The organism is Haloglomus litoreum (genome assembly GCF_029338515.1).
Classification (GTDB): domain Archaea; phylum Halobacteriota; class Halobacteria; order Halobacteriales; family Haloarculaceae; genus Haloglomus; species Haloglomus litoreum.
In genome coordinates this window covers 3,698,386-3,717,280 of record NZ_CP119988.1, presented here as the reverse complement: position 1 = coordinate 3,717,280, position 18,895 = coordinate 3,698,386, and the positions used below count along the sequence as shown (strand labels likewise).

Sequence of the window (18,895 nt, the reverse complement as noted above, 5' to 3'; positions counted from 1 at the left end):
GACGCCTTTTCACCCAGTCCGGCGAAGCCTCGTCCATGCAGACGCACATCGTGCCGGTCGGGTTCGACTACGACCGGCTCATCGCGCCCCTGGTGCGCGATCAACTCGATGTCGACCGGGTGGTCCTGCTGGAGGGGGCGGTGGGGAGCGAGGCCAACGTGGAGTACTCGCGGAACCTGGCGACGAAACTGGAGCAGGACTTCCAGAACCTGCTCGGGGCGAGCACGGAGCGGTTCGTCGTCGAGGACGTCTACGACTACGACGCGGCGTTCGAGACGGCCTACGCGCTCATCGAGGCCGAACTCGACCGGGGCGACGCCGAGGTGTGGGTCAACGTCTCCTCGATGCCCCGGACGGTGTCGTTCGCGTTCGCGACGGCCGCTCACTCCATCATGGTCGAGCGCGAGGGCGACCGCAACCGCATCCACACCTACTACACGGTCCCCGAGAAGTACCTGGAGACCGAACTCGCTGAGGAACTCCGGACGCAGGCGGACCTGCTGGAGGACCTGCTCGACGGCGGGGTCGACGACGAGCGGATGCGCGAGCGCCTGGAGAGCGCCCGCGACCTGCTCGGCGAGTTCGACGAGCGCGGGACGACCATCGGCGCGAAACGCATCGGCGACGCCCACATCGTCGAGCTGCCGGTGGCGTCGTTCTCGAACGTGAAGCCGTTCGAGGAGCTCATCCTGTTCACGCTCGGCGAGCACGGCGAGTTCGAATCCGTCTCCGAACTCGCGCAGACCCTCGCGCGCGAACTCGGCGAGGAGTACACGGACGCCTTCCGCTCGAAGGTCATCTACAACGTCGACCGGCTGGGGCCGGGCGGGAAGGGGTACGTCGAGCAGGAGTCGCACGGGAAGTCCTACCGGACGCGGCTCTCGCGGATCGGGGAACTGTGGGTGCGGAGCCACGCCGACGACTCCGAGCGGTTCGAGTGGTAAGCGGGCGCTCCCGGTCGTCGCGCGTCAGCCCTCCAGTTCCGCCCGCAACGTCGCCGCCCGGGTCGAGAGTGCGAGGAAGACGCAGGTGACCGTGAGCGCGATGGCGACCGCCGCCGCGATGTCGTGCGCGGGGACGTTGTGGTTGAAGCCGGTCCCCACGAAGGGCTCGGCGTTCAGGACCGTGTGGTGTGGCTCGCCGACGATGGGGACGAGGTAGTCGACCACGTCGTTGAACGTGTACCACGCGGTCGCCAGCGCCACCGCGCCCGCGGAGAACGAGGCGTACCGGTGGACGAGGAACGCCTCCACCACCATCGCGAGGTGGCTCGTGACGAGGAAGGTGTAGAGGCCGTACTCCCAGACGAACCCGAGCGTCCCGAGCGCCGCCAGCGAGCCGGCGGGGTACTCGACGGGGAAGACGGTGAGGACGACCGGCGTCCAGGCACCGAGTTTGATGCAGCCGAAGAAGGCCAGCGCGTGGAGCCAGGGCACACGGTCGGCGTAGCCCAGTTTCCACGACGCCAGCGACAGGGCGATGAACAGCGTCGCCATCGGCGAGTCCGGCACGAACGGCCACATCACGGGCTCGGTGATGGTGAACTGGAAGCCGTAGAACCAGAAGCCGAAGGCCGTGCCCGCCAGGTTGATGGCGACGACGAGCCAGGCCAGCCGCAGCCCGAGGTCCTCCAGCCAGCCGGGCAGGGGCGCGACGAACCACGGGAGGTCGGGTCGGGCGGGGAGGTCGTCGGCGGGGAACCACCGGTCGTACGCGTGTCGGGCGCGGTCGGTGGCCGAGGCACCGCTCATGGCCGGGGGTGTGCCCGCCGCCGACACAAGCCTGCCGGTCGTGCGGGGCCGCCGCCAGCGGGGCCGAACGCCTTTGTTCGGGCGGGCGAATCCACAGCCAGTGACGACGACTCCGCTCGACGTGGCCGACCCGGTCGCGCTCTCCCACGCGTTCCTCCGGCGCGTCAGACTGGGTGAGTCCACGCACGCAGTGGCCTCGCGGCTCCGCGACCTGGACCGCTCTACCCTCGCCGATGGGCTCGACACCGACGATGCCCGCCTCGCGTTCTGGGTGAACGTCTACAACGCCGCCGCCCGCGACCTGCTCGCCGCCGCGCCCGAGACCTTCCGCGACAAGTCGAGCCTCTTCGGCGCGGACATCGTGACCGTGGCGGGCCGGGGCCTCTCGTTGGACGAGGTGGAGCACGGGCTGTTGCGGGGCGCCCGGCCGAAATGGGGGCTGGGCTACGTCCGGGATCCGTTCCCGCCGGCGTTCGTGGAACGGTTCGGCGTCCGCGAGCGCGACCCGCGGATCCACTTCGCGCTCAACTGCGGCGCGGCGGCGTGTCCGCCCATCGCGGCCTACTCCCGGGACGGCATCCGGGACGAGCTGGAGACGGCGACCCGGTCGTACCTGGAGCAGGAGGCCGTCTACGACGCCGACGCCGACGTGGCGCGGGCGCCCCGGCTGCTGCTCTGGTTCCTCGGCGACTTCGGCGGACCGAGTGGCGCGAAGGCGTTCCTCCGCGAGCGTGAGGTCTTCCCGAAGACGGCCGACCCGAGCCTCCGCTTCCGGCCGTACGACTGGTCGTTCGAACTCGGCACGTTCGCCGCCCCCGAGGAGTGGTAGACGAGGTCGCGCCGGAGCCACACGCTTTTCGCCGCGCGCCGTCCGAGTCAGGGTATGCAGACGCTCGCGTTCGACGGGGGGATGGGCGCCTCCGGCGACATGATCCTGGCCGCACTGCTCGCGGCGGGCGCCGACCGCGACGCCCTCGCGCCCGTCGAGGACGCGCTCCCCGTCCGGTACGCGGTCGACCGGACCACGAAGAACGGCATCCGCGCGACGACCGTCGACGTCTTGCTGACCGACGGGGACGATGGCGGTGCGGACGAGGACGAGGAGCACGACCACGCACACGGGGACGAGGAGCACGACCACGCACACGGGGACGACGACCACACGCACGCCGAGGGCCACGGCCACACGCGGACGTACCGCGAGGTGGTCGACCTCGTCGACGAGATGGGGCTCCCCGACGGGGTGGCCAGCGACGCCCGTCGGATATTCACCATCCTCGGGGAGGCCGAGGCCGCGGTCCACGGGACCGATCTCGAGGAGGCGGCGTTCCACGAGGTCGGGGCGGACGACGCCGTCGCGGACGTGGTCGGTGCGTGCCTGCTGCTCGACGACCTCGGCGTCGAGCGTGTCGTGACGACGCCGCTCGCCACGGGCGGCGGCCGTGTCGAGATGAGTCACGGCACCTATCCCGTGCCGACGCCCGCCGTCGTCAACATCGCGGCCGAGGCGTCCTGGGAACTGCAGGGCGGGCCCGTGGACGCCGAGTTGCTCACCCCGACGGGCGCCGCGATTCTGGCCCACCTCGCGGAGGGCGTCGACTCGTTCCCCCCGCTTCGGGTCGAACGGACGGGTTACGGCGCGGGGGGTTACACCTTCGAGTCGCACCCGAACGTCCTGCGCGCGACGGTCGGCACACAGCGCGGTGGCCTCGTCCGCGACGGCGTGCGGGTGCTGGAGACGAACCTCGACGACGCGACGCCGGAGGTGCTGGGCGGCCTGCAGGAGCGCCTGAAGGAGGCGGGTGCGCGCGACGTGACGGTGCTGCCGGCGACGATGAAGAAGTCCCGACCCGGCCACCTCGTGAAGGTCATCGTCAAGCCGGCGGACGTACAGGAGGTGGCGCGCACGCTGGCCGCGGAGACGGGTACGCTCGGCGTGCGCGAGACGAGCGCCGACCACCGCTGGGTGGCCGAGCGCCGGTACGAGACGGTCGAACTCGCGTTCGACGGCGCGGACGGGTCCCACGAGGTGACGGTGAAGGTCGCCAGCGACGACGCCGGCGAGGTGTACGACGTGAGTGCGGAGTACGACGACTGCGAGGCCGTCGCCGGCCTCGTCGACGTGCCGACGCGGGAGGTCATGCGCCGCGCGGAGGCGGCTGTCCATGAGGAACTCGACGGCGACGCCGAGTAATCAGGCGTCGTCGTTCCCGTCCTCGCTCCCGTCGGTCTCGCTTCCGTCCTCGTTCCGGTGTGCGGCCAGGGCCTCGTCAACGTCCAGCTCGCCGAGGGCCACGCGCCGTGCCAGCCCGTCCGGGAGTTCGCGGTTCTCCGGCGAGACCTCCCGCGAGCGCGTCTTGACGACGCGTATCTCGCCGGCCGTCGGCTCCACGTCCCGCGAGTCGACGGGGTCGCCCTCGATGCGCGCGATGTTGACCGCCGCGAGCACGTCGCCCATCCCGCGGGCGCCCTGGCCCAGATACGGCGTCGTGCCCGTCTCGTCGACCAGTTCGACGCGCACGTCGTCCGGGAGGCCGTCGATGATCTGCGCGCCCTGCAACCGGGCGCCGTCGCCGACCCGGACGACGGGGTCGGCGCCCGCGGCCTCCGCGAGTTCCTCGGTGACGACGTCGGCGGCGTCAGCCAGCGGGACAGCGAAGGCGGCGACGACGGTGTCGCCGGAGAGAACCGCCACGCCAGGGCGTTCGCCGGGGTCGACGCCGACCACGGTGCGGTCGCCGCCGCCGCGCAGGAGCCGGAGCGCGTGGTCCACGGCGGCGCGCGGGTTCTCGGGGTCCGCGCGGACGAACTCCACGGGGTCCTCGACGGCCACGTCGTCGTCCGGCCCGACGATGAGCGCCTCCGTGCCCTCGGGGAGGGGCTCGTCGCTGGTGGCGTCGAGGGTGGTGAACGTCACGCCGCGCTCACGGAGTTCCGTGACGACGCCGTGGTACACCTCGAAGTTGTCGGTTTTAACGACTATCATTCAGTTTCGCGGGATGTAGTGTGGATTATCGGATTATTTTCGGGTATCGGGGATAATCCCTGCGAGTCCTCGGTGCTGGTACCTGGGTGCGTCCGCGCTTAACTCCGGCGGGTACAGGGTGTAGATGAGTTGTGCGAAGCCCTCGCGCTCTCTCAGGACAGCGACGACAACGGAGACGGCTACGAAGCCCTCGCGCTCTCGACTCGGGGGCCTCGCTGCGCTCCTCGGCCTCACTTCGTTCGGCCTGCGGTGCTTGCGTCGTCCGCCTTCGTCGAGAGCGCTCGCCCTTCGAGTCCGCCAGGGTGCTGTGTTCCGAATCGAGCGACGCGCGTGGTGGTTCCAGCGGAGTGCTAGTGGCCCCACACCTCCCCGCGCTCGCGCCGAAGTGTTCCGACCCCCTCGCTTCGCTCGGGGTCTCCACAGGAAGGGCGCGAGCGCGCTTCCTGGTCCCGGAACCGCTGGCCGAGCAACCACTCTCCGGCCGGGAGCGCGTGGCCGAGCGGCTTGCCCGCGAGGCCCGCGCGACCCGGGGAAGGGCAGGGCCACAGCGCCCGTGCCAAATTCAATCCCTGGCGGACTCGAAGGGCGAGCGCGCTCAGGCACCTCCGGCGAAGCAAGGACCGCAGGGAGCGCAGCGACCGAGGACCGCAGCGAGCCGCGGGTGCCTGAGCGCGCGAGGGCTTCGTAGGTGTCGGTATCGTGGTCGTGAGCTCCGTCGACCATCTCGGCTGCCTCGTTGTCACACCTGATTTCGAGGTTACCGTATCCACCACGCCAATCCGTTGCTAGCGACCACCCGGAGTTTTCCCGTCGCCCCGCGACACCGAGACCAAGCATGACCGACACGCGACGCGCGCTCCTCGTCGACGCGTTCACCGACACCCCGCTGACGGGCAACGCGGCCGGCGTCGTCACGGACGCGAGCGGCCTCGAAACCGACCAGATGCAGTCCATCGCGGCGGAACTGGGGGCGAGCGAGACCGCCTTCCTCTCGCCGAGCGACGAGGCCGACCGCCGGGTCCGCTACTTCACGCCGAGCCAGGAGGTCGACCTCTGCGGGCACGCCACCATCGGCTCGCACGCGCTGCTGGCGATGGAGGGGCAGCTCGACGAAGGGGTGCACACGCTGGAGACCAACGCCGGGGTGCTCGACATCGAGATCGATGACGGGACCGTCTGGATGACCCAGAACCCGCCGGAGATCCGCGAACTCGACGACCTGGACTACGGAACCGTCGCCGACGCGCTCGGGGTGCGCGAGTCCGCGCTCACGGGGCTGTCGGCGGACCTCCCGCTGGCGCGGGCGACGACCGGGCTCCCCTTCCTCGTGGTCCCGGTCGAGTACCTCGCGGACCTGAGCGAGATGGACCCGGACATGGGGACCATCGAGGCACTCAGCGAGGCACACGACTGCGCGGGCGTCTACGCGTTCACGTTCGACACGCTCGATGCGGAGTCGACGCTCCACGCGCGGATGTTCGCGCCCGGCGCGGGCGTCCCCGAGGACCCCGTGACGGGCACCGCATCGGGCGCCTGCGGCGCCTACCTCGACCGATTCGGCGCGCTCGACCCCACTCCCGAGCGGATGCGCTTCGAGCAGGGCCACTTCATGGACCGCGACGGCATCGTCCACGTCGAGGCGAGCGAGGCCACGACGGAGGGGCTGGTCCGCGTCGGCGGCGAGGCCGTCGTCGCGCTCGACGGCGAGGTCGCGGTCCCCGAACCCGAGTCCGACGACATCATCGAGGCCTGACACACCACCGGGACCGGCCGCACCGCCGGGGCGCGACGCGCCAGCGCGCCCGCATCTCGAACACCGCGCCGGACGCACGACACGGGCTTTTTGTCGCCCCTCGCGCTATCGGGCGGACAGATGCCCGCCGAAGCATCCCCGACATCCCTCCGCAGCCGCCTCCGTCGGCGCCCGCCCGCCGGCACCCTGCACCGATTCGCTCGCCACCCCCAGCGCCGACCCCGCCGACTCCACGGTCGGCTGGTCGCGCCGTGAGCGACGACCCGCATGAAGGGGCTCGAGAGCGGCTCGCGCGGCTCCTCGACGACCGGCGGGCGGTCGCCCGGCTCGCGGTCCTCCTGCTCGTGGTGACGCTGACCGGCGTCGGCGCCGCCGACACCGCGGCCTACGAGCGGCCGCGGGTCGCACCCGGAACCATCGAGGCGCCGGCCGCCGGCGAGACGGTCATCTCCGTCCAGGGGGACAACATCGGCGGCGACGTGAACCCGAACAAGCCCGCCCGGCTCGTCGGCGTCGGCCCGCGCGGCGAGACGCGCTGGCGGGTCGCCCAGTCCGCGCTGAACGTCTCCTGGTTCTACGACGTGGACCCGCTGCCCGACGGCGACCTGCTCGTGGTCGGGACCGTCGACCGACGGACGCGGGTCATGCGGCTGGACGGCGACACCCGCGGGGTCGAGTGGACCGAGACGCTGCCGCTGTGGGACACCCACGACGTGACCCTGACCAGCGAGGGGAACCTGCTGGTCGCGAACATGCGGAACACGAACGACGGGACGAGCGACGACCGCGTCTTCGTCTACAACCGGACGACCGGGGGCGTCGAGTGGGAGTGGCTGTTCCGCGAGCACTACCCCGAGGACACGGACGAGGGCGTCTCCTCGGGCGACTGGACCCACGTCAACGACGTGGACGTCATCGCCGAGGACCTCTACCTGCTGTCCCCGCGCAACTTCGACCAGATCGTCGTGGTGAACCGCTCGACCGACGAGGTCGTCATGCGGCTGGGCGCGGACGGGAACCACTCGATGCTCGACGAGCAGCACAACCCCGCGTACCTGCAGACCGAGGCCGGCGCCCCCGCGATGCTGGTGGCCGACTCCGAGAACGACCGCGTCATCGAGTACACCTGCGACCGCGCCGACCCGGACCACCCGCTCGACGGTGACATGGAGCCCAACTGCGACTGGGAGCGGACCTGGTCGGTCGGCGGGTTCGAGTGGCCCCGCGACGCCGACCGCCTCCCGAACGGCAACACGCTCGTCACGGACACCATCGAGCACCGCGTGGTCGAGGTGACGCCACGCGGCGAGGTGGTCTGGGAGTACCACGCCCCCTGGCTCCCGTTCGACGCCGAACGGCCCGTCCACGGCCGGGAGGCCGGCGGCCCGGCGATGCGGGACCTGAACGTCTCGGGCGCGTTCACCGCCCACGACGCCGGGGCGGCGACCGCCGACACCGCCGGGGCGGACGGCTCCGCGCTCGCGGCGCTGCCCGGCTACGGCGTCGTCGTCGAGGCCGGCGAGACCGTCCAGGGGGTGCTCCCGTGGCTCCGCCCCGTCTGGATGCCCGCGAGCGGCTTCCTCCTGTTCGCGGCGGCCGGGCTGGTGGTGCTGTGCTGGGGCGCCGCCGAGGCGTGGCTGGCGCGGGACCAGCTCCGCCGCCGGCTGGCGGGTCTCCGCGGTCGCTCCCGGGCGCCCGAGTGAGTCGGTGGCGGGGCCTCGCCGCTTCCTGGAGAACACCCATCCGCGGCGCTGGACCGCGACGGGGCACGCCTCGTCTCGGTGGATAGGAACAGTGTCGAACCGGCCGGTCCGTCAGTCGTCCCCGCCTTTCATCTCCTGGAGCCGGTCGACGAGTTCGTCCGTGTCGGCGTCGTTCTCGAAGCTGACCTCGCCGTCGTGGTCGTGCTCGTGGACGTTGACGGCCTCGACGTCGTCCTCGTCGGTGGATTGCTGCTGGTTCTCCTGCTCGGATTCGTCGTAGCTGCCAAAGCCCATACACTCGTGGGTCGGGACAGGGACGGATAAGTCGCGTGATGCGGCCGACGCCGTGCGTGTAGATGGCGTGACCGGCGGGCGTCGACCCTGGTGGTGACCCGCAGAGTCGTGGCGGCCAGGGTCGACTGCTCGACCGGCTCTCCCCAGTTTGGGGACGACGGCGATGTGGCGTCACCCGGCGGGAGGTGGCCCTCGCGGCGCTCCGCTCCGGTGCCCGGGCCCCGCCGCCCATCACTCCGTGCGGCCGTGAATCACTCGGTGGCGATCGTCTCGCCGGCCGTCACCGCCCGTTCGGTGACGACGACCGTCCCGTCCCCGACGGCGTAGCGGCCCGGGTGCGCGACCCGGACGGAGAACGCCCCGTCCTCGTCGGTGGTCGTCTCGCGGACGTAGTCGAATCCGGCGTCGGTGGCGCCCTCGAGTTCGACCGTGGTCGAGACTCGGACCCGCTCTCGGGTGGGGTCCGTGCGGCCCGCGAGCGTCGCGCCGGGGACGAGCGTGAACACCTTGACCCCGCCGTCGGGACTCGCGTAGACGGCCCGGTAGTGCCCGAGGCCGTCGGTCCCGCCGGCGGCACTCCCGAGGAACCGATGCAATCGGGTGTACGTCCGGCGGGAGGCGACACTGCCGAGGTCGTCGAGGTCCGTCGTGACCACGAAGCCGACCCGCCCGTCGAGCCGGCCGTACCAGGTCTCCGGGTCGCTCGAGAACAGGAACGCCTCGTAGACCTGCTCGGCGTAGGCGTACGACTCCGCCTGTCCGTTCACGAAGTGGTTGAACATCCGGTTCCGGTCCCACTCGGACAGGACGTACGTCTCCGGATAGACCCAGCCCCGCTCGCCAGCGTACGCCCGCATCCACTTCGCGGCCCGGACGGCCTCCGGGTCGATGCTGAGGCGTTCCGAGATGATGCCGGTGAAGAGGGTCCCCGTCCCGAGGACGATCGACCCGATCCCGCCGAGGAGTGCGAGGCGGGTCCGGTCCGGCGGATGGAGTATCCCCTCGGCCGGCGGGTCCTCGCGGTCCGTGGGCCGGAGCGTGGCTGGGGGGGTGATCAGCTCGAACCAGGCGAGCACCCAGACGAAACCGAACCCCCCCACCACGGCGAGGGTCGGGGCGAGTTCGCCGGCGAAGCGCCGCTGCACCAGCGCGAGACCGGTGAAGTAGAGCACGTAGACGAGGACAGGCACCCAGGCGATGTCCCGCCGTCGCCGGAGCTGACGGACCGCGAGTGCGATCCCCGGGAGCGCGAGGAACGGCGCGAAGCCAAGGAGGATCAGCGGCCCGAGAACGGGCCCGAAGGCCGTCCCGAGTCCGGCGACCTCCCCGATGGGGCTCCGGGCTGTCAGTCGGGCGAGTCCCCCCTCGAGCACGGTGGGCACCCCCCCAGCGAGCAGCCACAGGGCAGTCCCGGTGGCGACGAGTCCGGCCAGCCCGACCCCGGCGAGCGCGCCCGGCCCGGCCCCTGCACGCCGAACGGCCTCGGTCGCGGCGTGCACACCCAGCGTGCCGAGCAGCAGGAGTCCCAGGCTGGCCGCCGTCGCCGTGGACTGCCAGCCCAGACCCGCGTGCGCCAACAGCACGAGCCCCGCGCCGCCGCCGACCCCCACCACGACGGGGACCAGCGACGATGGGCGTCCTGTCGCCCGTCCGACGGCATCGAACGCCCCCACCGCGACGGCCAGTCCAGCCGGCACGATCAGCAGCGGCCCCGCGTTCCAGGCCAGGACCTGCCCGGCGAGTCCGACCGCGAGGCCGCCCGACAGGAGCCACGTGGTCCGGTCGCGCGCCGGGCGGTCGAGCAGGACCGTCAGCGCGTAGGCCGTCATCGTGAGCCACAGGTAGTCGAAGGCATGGTGATCGGCGAACCCGACGACCGTCCGGATCGCGTGGGCGGGGACGGTCGCCAGCAACAGCACCGCCGCGAGCCCGACCCGGTGGTCGTCGCTGACGTACGTCCCCAGCCGGTAGACGAGGTAGCCCGTCAGGACCGTCGTGACGACCGGGTACCACGCCAGGACCGCGCCCGTGGCCCACTGGCTGCCGGCGACGGGGAGCGACACCAGCCACAGGACCGTGACCAGTAGCGGCTCCCCGTTTGCGACCGCCGCCGGGAGGTCCCAGGGGGCGCCGCCCGCGTGCATCACGTCCACCCAGTACCGGTAGTAGTACGGGTCGTTCGACGGGAGGACGACGCTCCCGTCCCGGAACACGGACGGGAGCGGCAGGAGCCGCACGAGCGCGAGGAACCCGAGGCTGGCCAGAAGTGCGCCGCGGCGCCGACCGACGGGGCCGGTCACCGCCGACCTCGGGCGCCCCGGCTCACTGCCCGCCCTCGGGGAGCAGCGCCCGGAGGTAGAGCCAGCGGTTCACCCAGAGCTGCCGGGCGGCCGAGAGCGCGAACAGCACCAGGTAGAAGCTCGCGATGAAGACCGGATCGATGGACTCGAGGAACGGCGTCCCCAGGCTGCCGGCCACGATCGTCATCAGCGCCAGCACGCCCAGCGAGCGGTAGTAGTCCGCCCACGTGATGCCGTACTCGTTGACCACCTCCATGTGGACGTACACCTCGCGGGCGCCGTCCTCGAGCTGGACGGTCTTGCGGTCGCGGTCGTACTCGATGACCCCGCGCTCGTCCAGTTTCGGGAGATGCGTCTGGTGCAGCGAGTTGTAGACGCTCTCCCGGACGTTCCGCGGCGGCGGTGACTCCCCCGTCTCGCGCTCGGCGATGGCCTCCGAGAGCGCGCGCAGGGACACCGACCCCAGCTTCTTCCGCAGGACCTCGATCGTCGCGCGACGACGGTCGTTGCGGAGGATCTCGTACACTTCGCTCCTGTCGATGGCGTCTCCGTATCTTGATAGTACTCCCATGGTCCCCCTCCCCTGGGCTTGCTCGGCCGCTCGGTCTCGGCCGTTGGGTGGCTTCCAGCACCCGGCGGGAGGGCATAAAGCATTGGGTAGGGTCACATACCCGGTTCGTATCACGTTCCATCGAACCGGGAACCCCCCGACAGCATCGGGCTTAATCGGTCGCTAGGTCTCATCCGTCCAGTCGTTCGACGGGTTCAATCATCGCTTCGACGATTTCAACGAGCGAATCGATGCGTTCGAATGTCGCGTTAGCAGCCCCGAACGCGCCGTTTCTCTCGATACCCCGGTCATTAGCTTAGTGGGTGGGGGTGAATGGCATGGACAGGTCCGGCGCGCCCCATCGGGGGGCCCGGACGCCAAGACCATGTCAGACAAGCGCTACCAACTCACGCGGCGGAAAGCGCTCGCGGGACTCGCCACAGTGGGAGTCGCGGGGGCGGGGGCTGGACTGGGCACGAGCGCCCTGTTCAACGACACGGAATCGTTCGAAGAGAACATGATGACCGCGGGGGAGCTGGACCTCGCGGTCGACTACGTCGTCCACGAGGACCAGGGAATGGCGGGGAGCTATACGATCAACAGCTTCACCGAAACGGTCAACGGCAGTTCGGCCGATGTTCCCACTGTCAACGGGGACGGCACGTCGATGAGTCAGGACCTCGACGACATCAAGCCCGGTGACAGCGGTCACTCGTACTTCTGCTTCACCATCGACGACAACCCCGCGTACATGTGGGCGTGCGGCGAACTGACCGGCACGGCGGAGCAGGGTCCAGGTGGGGACGGCCCCTACACCGAGCCCGAACCCCAGGACAACAACGGCGAAGGCGAACTGGAGGAGAACATCGACGTCACGATGTCGTACTGCGACATCGACGAGTCGGACGGCTCGCTGAACTCGACGGGGGCCGAGATCTTCTCCGGGTCGCTCCGCGAACTCCTCACCGCCCTACAGGCCGGAATCCCGCTTGATGGGACCGGCGTGGCCAATCCCACGCCCGGTTCGCAGGCGGCCTACGACGGGACGACCAACTCCACCGGGAACTCGGACGTCACCAACCCCTGCATCTGCTTCGAGTGGGAGGTCCCGATCTCCGTCGAGAACATCATCCAGGGTGACACCCTCTCGTTCGACCTCTCGTTCTACGCCGAGCAGGCCCGGCACAACGACGGGTCCGAGAACCCGTGCAAGGACGAATCGTACTCGGCGGACTACGTCAATCCTGACGGTATCGACCAGCCGATTCCCGACGGGGTCCTGAACGTCGATGTCGCCTACGGTGCCGAGCAGGTCGTGTACTGTATCGAATTCGACGAGCCGGCAGACAGTGAGTACAGTCTGGCAGACCCAGGCTTTGCCAGCACGAGCTTCTCTATCGCGTTTAACGCCGATTCCGAAGACGACGACATCTACGACTTCCAGCTGGCCTGGGATCCCGACGGAGGATTCCCGGACTCACCCTTCGGATACTCCGCGGTCGACGAGGCCGTTCCAGAGTGGGTGAAGGACACTTCGGCAGGTTGGTCGGCACTTCCATCCGGCTTCTCGATGTCCAAGAGTGGAAACATGTTCACCGTCGTCGTCCCACGTTCGGCCCTGGACAAGGGCACTACGGACGAGTACAAGTTCGGGGTTAATGCTAGCGCCGGTGGGGAGCAGCCCTACGTCAGCATCCCGACCAGCGGCGTGTACTCCGGGGATGACAACTTCACGTCGGACAACAACAACGGCCTGACGACCACGCTCCCGTAGCGTAGTCGTCATATACCCTGACCCACGCTGGCACACGTCGTCGTCGGCTCTTGCCGATGGCCCGTGACGCGGCCTCGCCGCGGGACGGCGGTTCGACTCCGCCGGTGGGTTCTCCCCGAAGGGGGTCAACCATGAGCGACCGACGAATGAACATCACGCGGCGGAAGGTGCTGGCGGCCGTGGGGGCCGTCGGCGCAGCCGGAGCCGGGGCTGGACTGGGCACGAGTGCGCTGTTCAACGACACCGAATCGTTCGAGGGGAACAGTATCACGGCTGGGGAGCTGGATCTGCTGGTCGACTGGCAGCAGACGTACGACGGGGCCGGCGACCCCGTCTACGTCAACGCCCACCCGGACCACGACGGCGACGGACGCCAGTCGGTCCTCCACCCGACCGAGCCGTACGCGGTCGAGTACACGGAGGCGAACCTCGTCGACTTCCTCACCTGCGACACGCCGGGGTTCGACGACGACTACGACTTCGACGGCAACGAGACACAGGACTCGCTCGTGGAGCTATCGGACGTCAAACCCGGGGACACTGGCGAGATCACCTTCAGCCTCCATCTCTGTGACAATCCCGGCTACATCTGGATGCAGGCCGCCAACGTCGACGAGGACGACGGGGCACACCCCGAACCGGAACCGGGGACGCCGGTGCCGTCAGAGTCGGGAGACGACGGTGTCGACGGCGGCCAACTCGCCGAGAACATCCAGGTGGAGATGTGGTACGACGATGACTGCAATAACGTTCCGGGCGACGGCCGGACGGCGGACATCATGCTCACTCTGGACTTCTCGGGGTCGATGCTGTACAACCAGTACGGTGGTGTCGTCTCGAACGATTCCATCACGATCAACGGCAGCACGTACAGTGAGACCACGAAGATCGACCTCGTCGAGAAGGGGACCCGACAGTTCGTCGACTTCCTCGACGACACGGGCGCGGACGCCCAGGTCGGCGTGGCGTACTTCGACGGGAGCACGGACGACATCCCACGGGTCGGCATCCTGCAGGGCCTCACCTCGGACCTGAACGATGTCGAGGCGGCCCTCACAGGGCTCCGAAAGAAGCTCGCCAACGTCGTCACCGCCGACCCCTCGCCGACTGTCGATGATGGGAACCCGGACCCGTATGCCTCCGTCAGTATCGCCGAGGGGACGTACATCGGCGAGGGGGTGAACCTCGCACAGGAGGAGCTGGACGATAACGGGCGTTCGGGAGTCGAGTACGACAACATCGTCCTCTCGGATGGGAACGCCTTCGAGGGCACCGACGGCAACGAGTTCATCACCCCTTCCGATGCCGCAGACGACGCAAAGGCCGACCTCACCGAGAATCCTCCGACGGACCTCTACGCGATCGCGGTCGACACCGGGGCGAACGGCGTGAACACGCTTCAGGGGATGGCCGGGCCCGGAGCCGGCTCGACCAGCGACCCGCCGTACTTCTTCGACGTCGACGATCCCCTGGACATCCCGACGGTGTTCAGCACCCTCGCCAACGTTCTCGCGCCCGAACAGGTGTTCTTCGACGGGACGCTCGCCCAGGCACTCGCCGAACTGACGGACGGTGACGGCATCGCGCTCGACGCGGATCCCGTCTCGGAGTTCATCGAGGTCGGCGACGAGGGGACGCTCGACGACGAGGACCCCGACAACGCCGCCAGCCGCGAGTGCTTCGTCGCGGAGGAGTCGTACTGTCTCGGGTTCCGCTGGGAGCTCCCCGCCAGCGTCGGCAACGTCGTCCAGGGGGACTCGGTGGAGTTCGATCTCGGGTTCTACACCCAGCAGTGCCGGAACAACGACGGTACCGGACCGAACCCTGACTGATCATGCACGCACGCGATTCAACCCACGCTGGTCCGCGATGCCATCGTCGCACGGCGGTTCGACTCCGCCGGTGGGCTCTCCCCGAAGGGGGTCAACCATGAGCGACCGACAGATGGATATCACGCGACGGAAGGTCCTCGGTGCGCTGGGGGCCGTGGGGGCTGCGGGTGCCGGTGCCGGATTCGGCACGAGCGCCCTGTTCAACGACACCGAATCGTTCGAGGAGAACGTGATCACTGCCGGCGAACTCGACCTGAAGGTCGACTGGGAGGAGCACTACTCCTACCCGCAGGCGGTCGGATTTGGTGATCCGACAGACGGACTCACCGTCACTCGATCCGAACCGGAAGACACGTCGAACTACGTTGGGCTGCCGTATCCCACGGATCCCGTCCTCTGGGTTCACGAGGACAATCTCGATGCCTACATGGCGAATACTGCCATCGAGGCGTTCCCGGACTTCGACGGCGATGGAACGCAGGACGCCGGAAGCGTAGAGGAAGACTACGTCCCGTGCCGGGACGGCGCGGACACGCCCGACGACCTCGACCCGACGGGCAACCGGACGGACAACGCGGACACCAAACTCGACGACGGGAGTACCGCGCCACTCGTCAACCTGGGCGACGTGAAGCCGGGTGATTTCGGCGAACTCACGCTCAGCTTCCACCTCTGTGACAACCCCGGCTGGGTCTGGCTCCAGGGTGGGAACCTCTCGGAGAGCGAGAACGGGGAGACCGAGCCAGAGGGAGAGGTCGACGATAGCCCGGGCGGTGAGCTGGCCGAGAACATCAAGACCGTCTGGTGGTACGACACCGACGGCGACAACGTCCTCGACACGACGCGGGGCAAACTGGACGTGATGGTGCTCCTGGACCGGTCCGGATCGCTCAATTCCTCGGAGTACAACTCGCTCCGGTCGGCGGGCAACACCCTCGTGGACGACCTGCTGGGGGCTGGCGACGTCGAGGTCGGGGGCATCACCTTCGGCGATAGCGACGGCGTGAGCGTCACGAGCACGCTCGGCTCGTCGTCGTTCGACTTCCCGTCCGGAACGCCTAATGGTGGCAACAACACGCCGATGCCACCGGCGCTCGACATCGCCGACCAGCACCTCGACAACGCTGGTCGCGCTGGTGCCGAGCAGGTCATCGTCCTCCTCACCGACGGTGGGCCGAACTACGTCAACACCACCTATACGTCCAGTGGTGCGGCGTCACTGACCGCTCCCCGCGCGAACAACTGGTCGGCCGACGCTGGCGATCAGGCGTACGACAACGCCACCAACAGCAAGGACGGAACGGTTTCGAGCGGCGAACTCGACGAGACCGAACTCGTCGCGGATAACATCAAGACGCCTTCGGGTGACAGCACCGACGACCCGTCGCGCATCGTCACTGTCGGCATCGGTGACCCGCAGAACGTCGCGGGCACGACGCTCGACGAGTTCCTCCGGGACCGGGTGGCATCCTCGCCGGCGAACCACTACAACGCGAACTTCTCCAACCTCGCGGATGTCGTCAACGACGTGGTCGCCGGGGTGGCGCTCGGCGAGGAGGTGTTCCACACCGGAACGCTGGCCTCGGACCTGTCCACGCTATCCTCGGGAGGGGGGATTCCACTCGACGGGGACCTAGTAACCGACTTCGACGAAGTCGCCGGGACCGGGAATCGTGAGTGCTTCCAGCCGTCGACCACCCACTACATCGGATTCGGGTGGTGGCTCCCGGCGACCGTCGGAAACGAGATCCAGTCCGACTCCGTCACGTTCGATCTCGGCTTCTACACCGAGCAGTGCCGCCATAATCCGACGCCGGACGCGCCGACGGACGGGGTGTAGCCACCACCATCCAGCCCACGCTGGCGTACGGCGGTTCGACTCCGCCGGTGGGCCTTCCCCAACAGGGGGGGTATACGATGACAGATCGAAGCTTCGAACTCACGCGACGGAAGGCGCTTGCGGGGCTCGCCACGGTGGGAGCCGCGGGTGCGGGCGCTGGGCTGGGCACGAGTGCCCTGTTCAACGACACGGAATCGTTCCTGAACAACTCGATCCAGGCGGGGACGCTGAATCTGCAGGTCAACGGCCAGCTAATCGCGTCGAACTACGCGGACGCTCCTGGCCCGACCGTGACGAAAGACGGGGATACACCGAAGGCTGTAATCGAACTGTCGGACGTGAAGCCGGGAGACTACTACGTCTACTGCTTCGAGATGATCGTGCAGGGGAACCCCGGCTACGTTCAGGTGTTTTCCGGAGGGCTCGATAGCAACGAAGGGACCGGACCGAATGCCAATCCGGAACCGGAGACGAACACGGACCCCTCGGATGGCGGCGAACTCGACGACCTGCTCCTCACGACACTCTGGCAGTCGTTCGATGGACCGACCGACGGCACCGGGACCCGGGAAGACCTCGCCAACCTGCTGCCGGAGACGAACGACGACAGTGACAGCGTCGAGACGGTATCGTACCAGATGCCGGCAGCAATCCCGGGACCGGAGTACGGAGCGGTGAGCGGTACCGTCGACTACACGACGTTCTCGCAGGTGTACGAACGCTTCGATGGCGGCGTAACTATCGTCGACGGGAGCGGAATGCCGCTCGCAATCGGGTCCGGCGACCCCAGCTCATCGGGTGACGAGCCGGATCGGCTGTTCATGTATCTCCTCCTCGAACTTCCGGCCGAGGTCGGCAACGAGGTTCAGGGCGACGAACTTTCCTTCGACTTGGAATTCGTCGCCGAGCAGACCCGGAATAACGACGTTCCGTTCAACGACCTCCAGGGACTTATCGATGAGACGCCGTCCGGTGGAACCCTTTCCCTCCCTCCCGGCGACTACCGTGGAGGCGTGACCATCGACAAGCCCATCACCATCAAGGGCCCTACCGCCGGGACTAGCGGGAAGACCGCGAACAATGCTGGCAGTCCTAGTGCGACCATCTACCCGATTACGGATGATTCGGCTGGAATCGTCCTCGATGTCCAGTCGGACGGGGTCGTCATCGACGGAGTCGTCGTTGATGGAGACAGTCCGGAGCTCACCGGTGGGACCAGTCTGAACGGTGCAGAGGTGAACGCGGGCTACGGTGTCCTCAATACCGGCCCCGGCAGGAACGGCGACATGACTGTCCGCAATACCATCTTCCGGAATCTTCCCTTTGGACTGTACTTCTGGGGGCCCAACAGCGGGGCCACAGGTGGCGTAGCAAAGGGGTGCCTCTTCCAGAATACTGACCGCGGAATAATTCCAATATTCAATTCGTATCCGGAGATTGCTGGAAATTGCATGCGTGATGTGCGTATAGGAATCCAGACGAACACGTATTACAACGCCAACAGTGGAGGTGCCGCACTGATCGAGGACAACGATATCGAATCATCCCGCCTCGGCATCTGGCACAATCTGCACTTCTCGAACGCTTCGCCGTTTACGATTCAGGACAACCTCCTCTCGTCGACCACTGGCAGTTCGGAGAACTGGGGACTGTTCCTCTCCTCGATCCAGAGTGGCGTTGATGCCGACGTTCTCGATAATGAAGTGAAGGACTCCGAGTACGGTGTCGCAGCGTGGAACCTTCCGACGAGTGCGACTGTCTCAGTCGAAGGGGGGACCCTGACGAACAACAAAGTCGGTGCCGTCGCCTTCGAGGACTACGTCGACTACAACGGGGACGGAAACGCCGATGGGGCCCCCTTCTCCGTGACCTTCGACGGCATCAGCATCAGCGGTTCTTCAGATGTCGATGTACTTGCCACGGAGGACAGCGGGTACGAGACATTCTCCGAGGACGACGACGCTGGTTCCAGCGGAGTCCAGGATTCTGGCGAGCCTGAAGTCCAGGTGACGCTCCAGAACATGGGTGGCGTCTCGACGCGAGAAGAGGGCGGCGCAGAGATCAACTGAACAACGAACTCGACCCACTCGGAGCACGGCGGTTCGACTCCGC

Annotated in this window: 14 protein-coding genes; 9 read left to right on the top strand and 5 right to left on the bottom strand. The window is 68.3% G+C overall.

All coding sequences use genetic code 11. The features are described from left to right. Positions 1 to 35: 35 nt before the first annotated feature. Positions 36 to 944, top strand: coding sequence for an HFX_2341 family transcriptional regulator (locus P2T62_RS18625; RefSeq protein WP_276258520.1), 909 nt, complete (start codon positions 36 to 38; stop codon positions 942 to 944). A 24-nt stretch (positions 945 to 968) separates the two neighbouring features. On the opposite strand, the gene P2T62_RS18620 is transcribed toward P2T62_RS18625, so the two are convergent. Next, complete coding sequence (locus P2T62_RS18620) at positions 969 to 1,751, bottom strand: DUF1405 domain-containing protein (protein ID WP_276258519.1); 783 nt, start codon at positions 1,749 to 1,751, stop codon at positions 969 to 971. A 100-nt stretch (positions 1,752 to 1,851) separates the two neighbouring features. Here P2T62_RS18620 and P2T62_RS18615 point away from each other — a divergent pair, with 100 nt between their 5' ends. Together P2T62_RS18615 and larC are read left to right on the top strand one after the other, a co-directional pair. Next, a complete protein-coding gene (locus P2T62_RS18615; protein WP_276258518.1) occupies positions 1,852 to 2,580 on the top strand; it encodes a DUF547 domain-containing protein in 729 nt (242 codons plus the stop codon). 54 nt (positions 2,581 to 2,634) lie between these two features. Beyond that, on the top strand, positions 2,635 to 3,945 hold the full coding sequence (larC, locus tag P2T62_RS18610) for a nickel pincer cofactor biosynthesis protein LarC (RefSeq protein WP_276258517.1): 1,311 nt from the start codon (positions 2,635 to 2,637) through the stop codon (positions 3,943 to 3,945). Here the strand turns inward: larC and P2T62_RS18605 are convergent, their stop codons facing one another. Further along, positions 3,946 to 4,737 carry a hypothetical protein gene (locus P2T62_RS18605; protein WP_276258516.1) on the bottom strand — a complete coding sequence of 264 codons (792 nt, stop codon included), beginning with the start codon at positions 4,735 to 4,737 and terminating at the stop codon, positions 3,946 to 3,948. Between the two features lie 835 nt (positions 4,738 to 5,572). Between P2T62_RS18605 and P2T62_RS18600 the strand changes: the two genes are divergently transcribed. Both P2T62_RS18600 and P2T62_RS18595 read left to right on the top strand, forming a co-directional pair. Next, a complete protein-coding gene (locus P2T62_RS18600) occupies positions 5,573 to 6,490 on the top strand; it encodes a PhzF family phenazine biosynthesis protein (RefSeq protein ID WP_276258515.1) in 918 nt (305 codons plus the stop codon). 251 nt (positions 6,491 to 6,741) lie between these two features. Beyond that, the gene (locus tag P2T62_RS18595; protein WP_276258514.1) at positions 6,742 to 8,193 is read left to right on the top strand and encodes an aryl-sulfate sulfotransferase; all 1,452 of its coding nucleotides are present in this window, start codon (positions 6,742 to 6,744) and stop codon (positions 8,191 to 8,193) included. A 111-nt stretch (positions 8,194 to 8,304) separates the two neighbouring features. On the opposite strand, the gene P2T62_RS18590 is transcribed toward P2T62_RS18595, so the two are convergent. The 3 genes from P2T62_RS18590 to P2T62_RS18580 all read right to left on the bottom strand — a co-directional run bounded on the left by P2T62_RS18590 (position 8,305) and on the right by P2T62_RS18580 (position 11,358). Continuing rightward, positions 8,305 to 8,487 carry a DUF5786 family protein gene (locus P2T62_RS18590; protein WP_276258513.1) on the bottom strand — a complete coding sequence of 61 codons (183 nt, stop codon included), beginning with the start codon at positions 8,485 to 8,487 and terminating at the stop codon, positions 8,305 to 8,307. A gap of 251 nt (positions 8,488 to 8,738) precedes the next feature. After that, a complete protein-coding gene (locus tag P2T62_RS18585; protein ID WP_276258512.1) occupies positions 8,739 to 10,787 on the bottom strand; it encodes an STT3 domain-containing protein in 2,049 nt (682 codons plus the stop codon). Between the two features lie 22 nt (positions 10,788 to 10,809). Next, entirely contained in the window at positions 10,810 to 11,358 is a 549-nt protein-coding gene (locus P2T62_RS18580) for a DUF7344 domain-containing protein (protein ID WP_276258511.1), read from the bottom strand. Between the two features lie 364 nt (positions 11,359 to 11,722). Here P2T62_RS18580 and P2T62_RS18575 point away from each other — a divergent pair, with 364 nt between their 5' ends. The 4 genes from P2T62_RS18575 to P2T62_RS18560 all read left to right on the top strand — a co-directional run bounded on the left by P2T62_RS18575 (position 11,723) and on the right by P2T62_RS18560 (position 18,852). After that, the gene (locus tag P2T62_RS18575; protein ID WP_276258510.1) at positions 11,723 to 13,111 is read left to right on the top strand and encodes a SipW-dependent-type signal peptide-containing protein; all 1,389 of its coding nucleotides are present in this window, start codon (positions 11,723 to 11,725) and stop codon (positions 13,109 to 13,111) included. Between the two features lie 131 nt (positions 13,112 to 13,242). Continuing rightward, complete coding sequence (locus tag P2T62_RS18570; protein WP_276258509.1) at positions 13,243 to 14,943, top strand: SipW-dependent-type signal peptide-containing protein; 1,701 nt, start codon at positions 13,243 to 13,245, stop codon at positions 14,941 to 14,943. Between the two features lie 97 nt (positions 14,944 to 15,040). Beyond that, positions 15,041 to 16,783 (top strand): vWA domain-containing protein, encoded by a 1,743-nt coding sequence (locus tag P2T62_RS18565; protein WP_276258508.1) that lies wholly within the window; start codon positions 15,041 to 15,043, stop codon positions 16,781 to 16,783. Between the two features lie 77 nt (positions 16,784 to 16,860). Beyond that, positions 16,861 to 18,852 (top strand): SipW-dependent-type signal peptide-containing protein, encoded by a 1,992-nt coding sequence (locus P2T62_RS18560; protein ID WP_276258507.1) that lies wholly within the window; start codon positions 16,861 to 16,863, stop codon positions 18,850 to 18,852. Positions 18,853 to 18,895: the final 43 nt, after the last annotated feature.

What these genes read in the sequence shown, in the direction of transcription:
- P2T62_RS18605 (WP_276258516.1), bottom strand. Translation starts at nt 4,737, where the DNA reads ATGATAGTCGTTAAAACCGACAACTTCGAGGTGTACCACGGCGTCGTC.
- P2T62_RS18575 (WP_276258510.1), top strand. Translation starts at nt 11,723, where the DNA reads ATGTCAGACAAGCGCTACCAACTCACGCGGCGGAAAGCGCTCGCGGGA.
- larC (WP_276258517.1), top strand. Translation starts at nt 2,635, where the DNA reads ATGCAGACGCTCGCGTTCGACGGGGGGATGGGCGCCTCCGGCGACATG.
- P2T62_RS18625 (WP_276258520.1), top strand. Translation starts at nt 36, where the DNA reads ATGCAGACGCACATCGTGCCGGTCGGGTTCGACTACGACCGGCTCATC.
- P2T62_RS18565 (WP_276258508.1), top strand. Translation starts at nt 15,041, where the DNA reads ATGAGCGACCGACAGATGGATATCACGCGACGGAAGGTCCTCGGTGCG.
- P2T62_RS18590 (WP_276258513.1), bottom strand. Translation starts at nt 8,487, where the DNA reads ATGGGCTTTGGCAGCTACGACGAATCCGAGCAGGAGAACCAGCAGCAA.
- P2T62_RS18600 (WP_276258515.1), top strand. Translation starts at nt 5,573, where the DNA reads ATGACCGACACGCGACGCGCGCTCCTCGTCGACGCGTTCACCGACACC.
- P2T62_RS18560 (WP_276258507.1), top strand. Translation starts at nt 16,861, where the DNA reads ATGACAGATCGAAGCTTCGAACTCACGCGACGGAAGGCGCTTGCGGGG.
- P2T62_RS18620 (WP_276258519.1), bottom strand. Translation starts at nt 1,751, where the DNA reads ATGAGCGGTGCCTCGGCCACCGACCGCGCCCGACACGCGTACGACCGG.
- P2T62_RS18570 (WP_276258509.1), top strand. Translation starts at nt 13,243, where the DNA reads ATGAGCGACCGACGAATGAACATCACGCGGCGGAAGGTGCTGGCGGCC.
- P2T62_RS18580 (WP_276258511.1), bottom strand. Translation starts at nt 11,358, where the DNA reads ATGGGAGTACTATCAAGATACGGAGACGCCATCGACAGGAGCGAAGTG.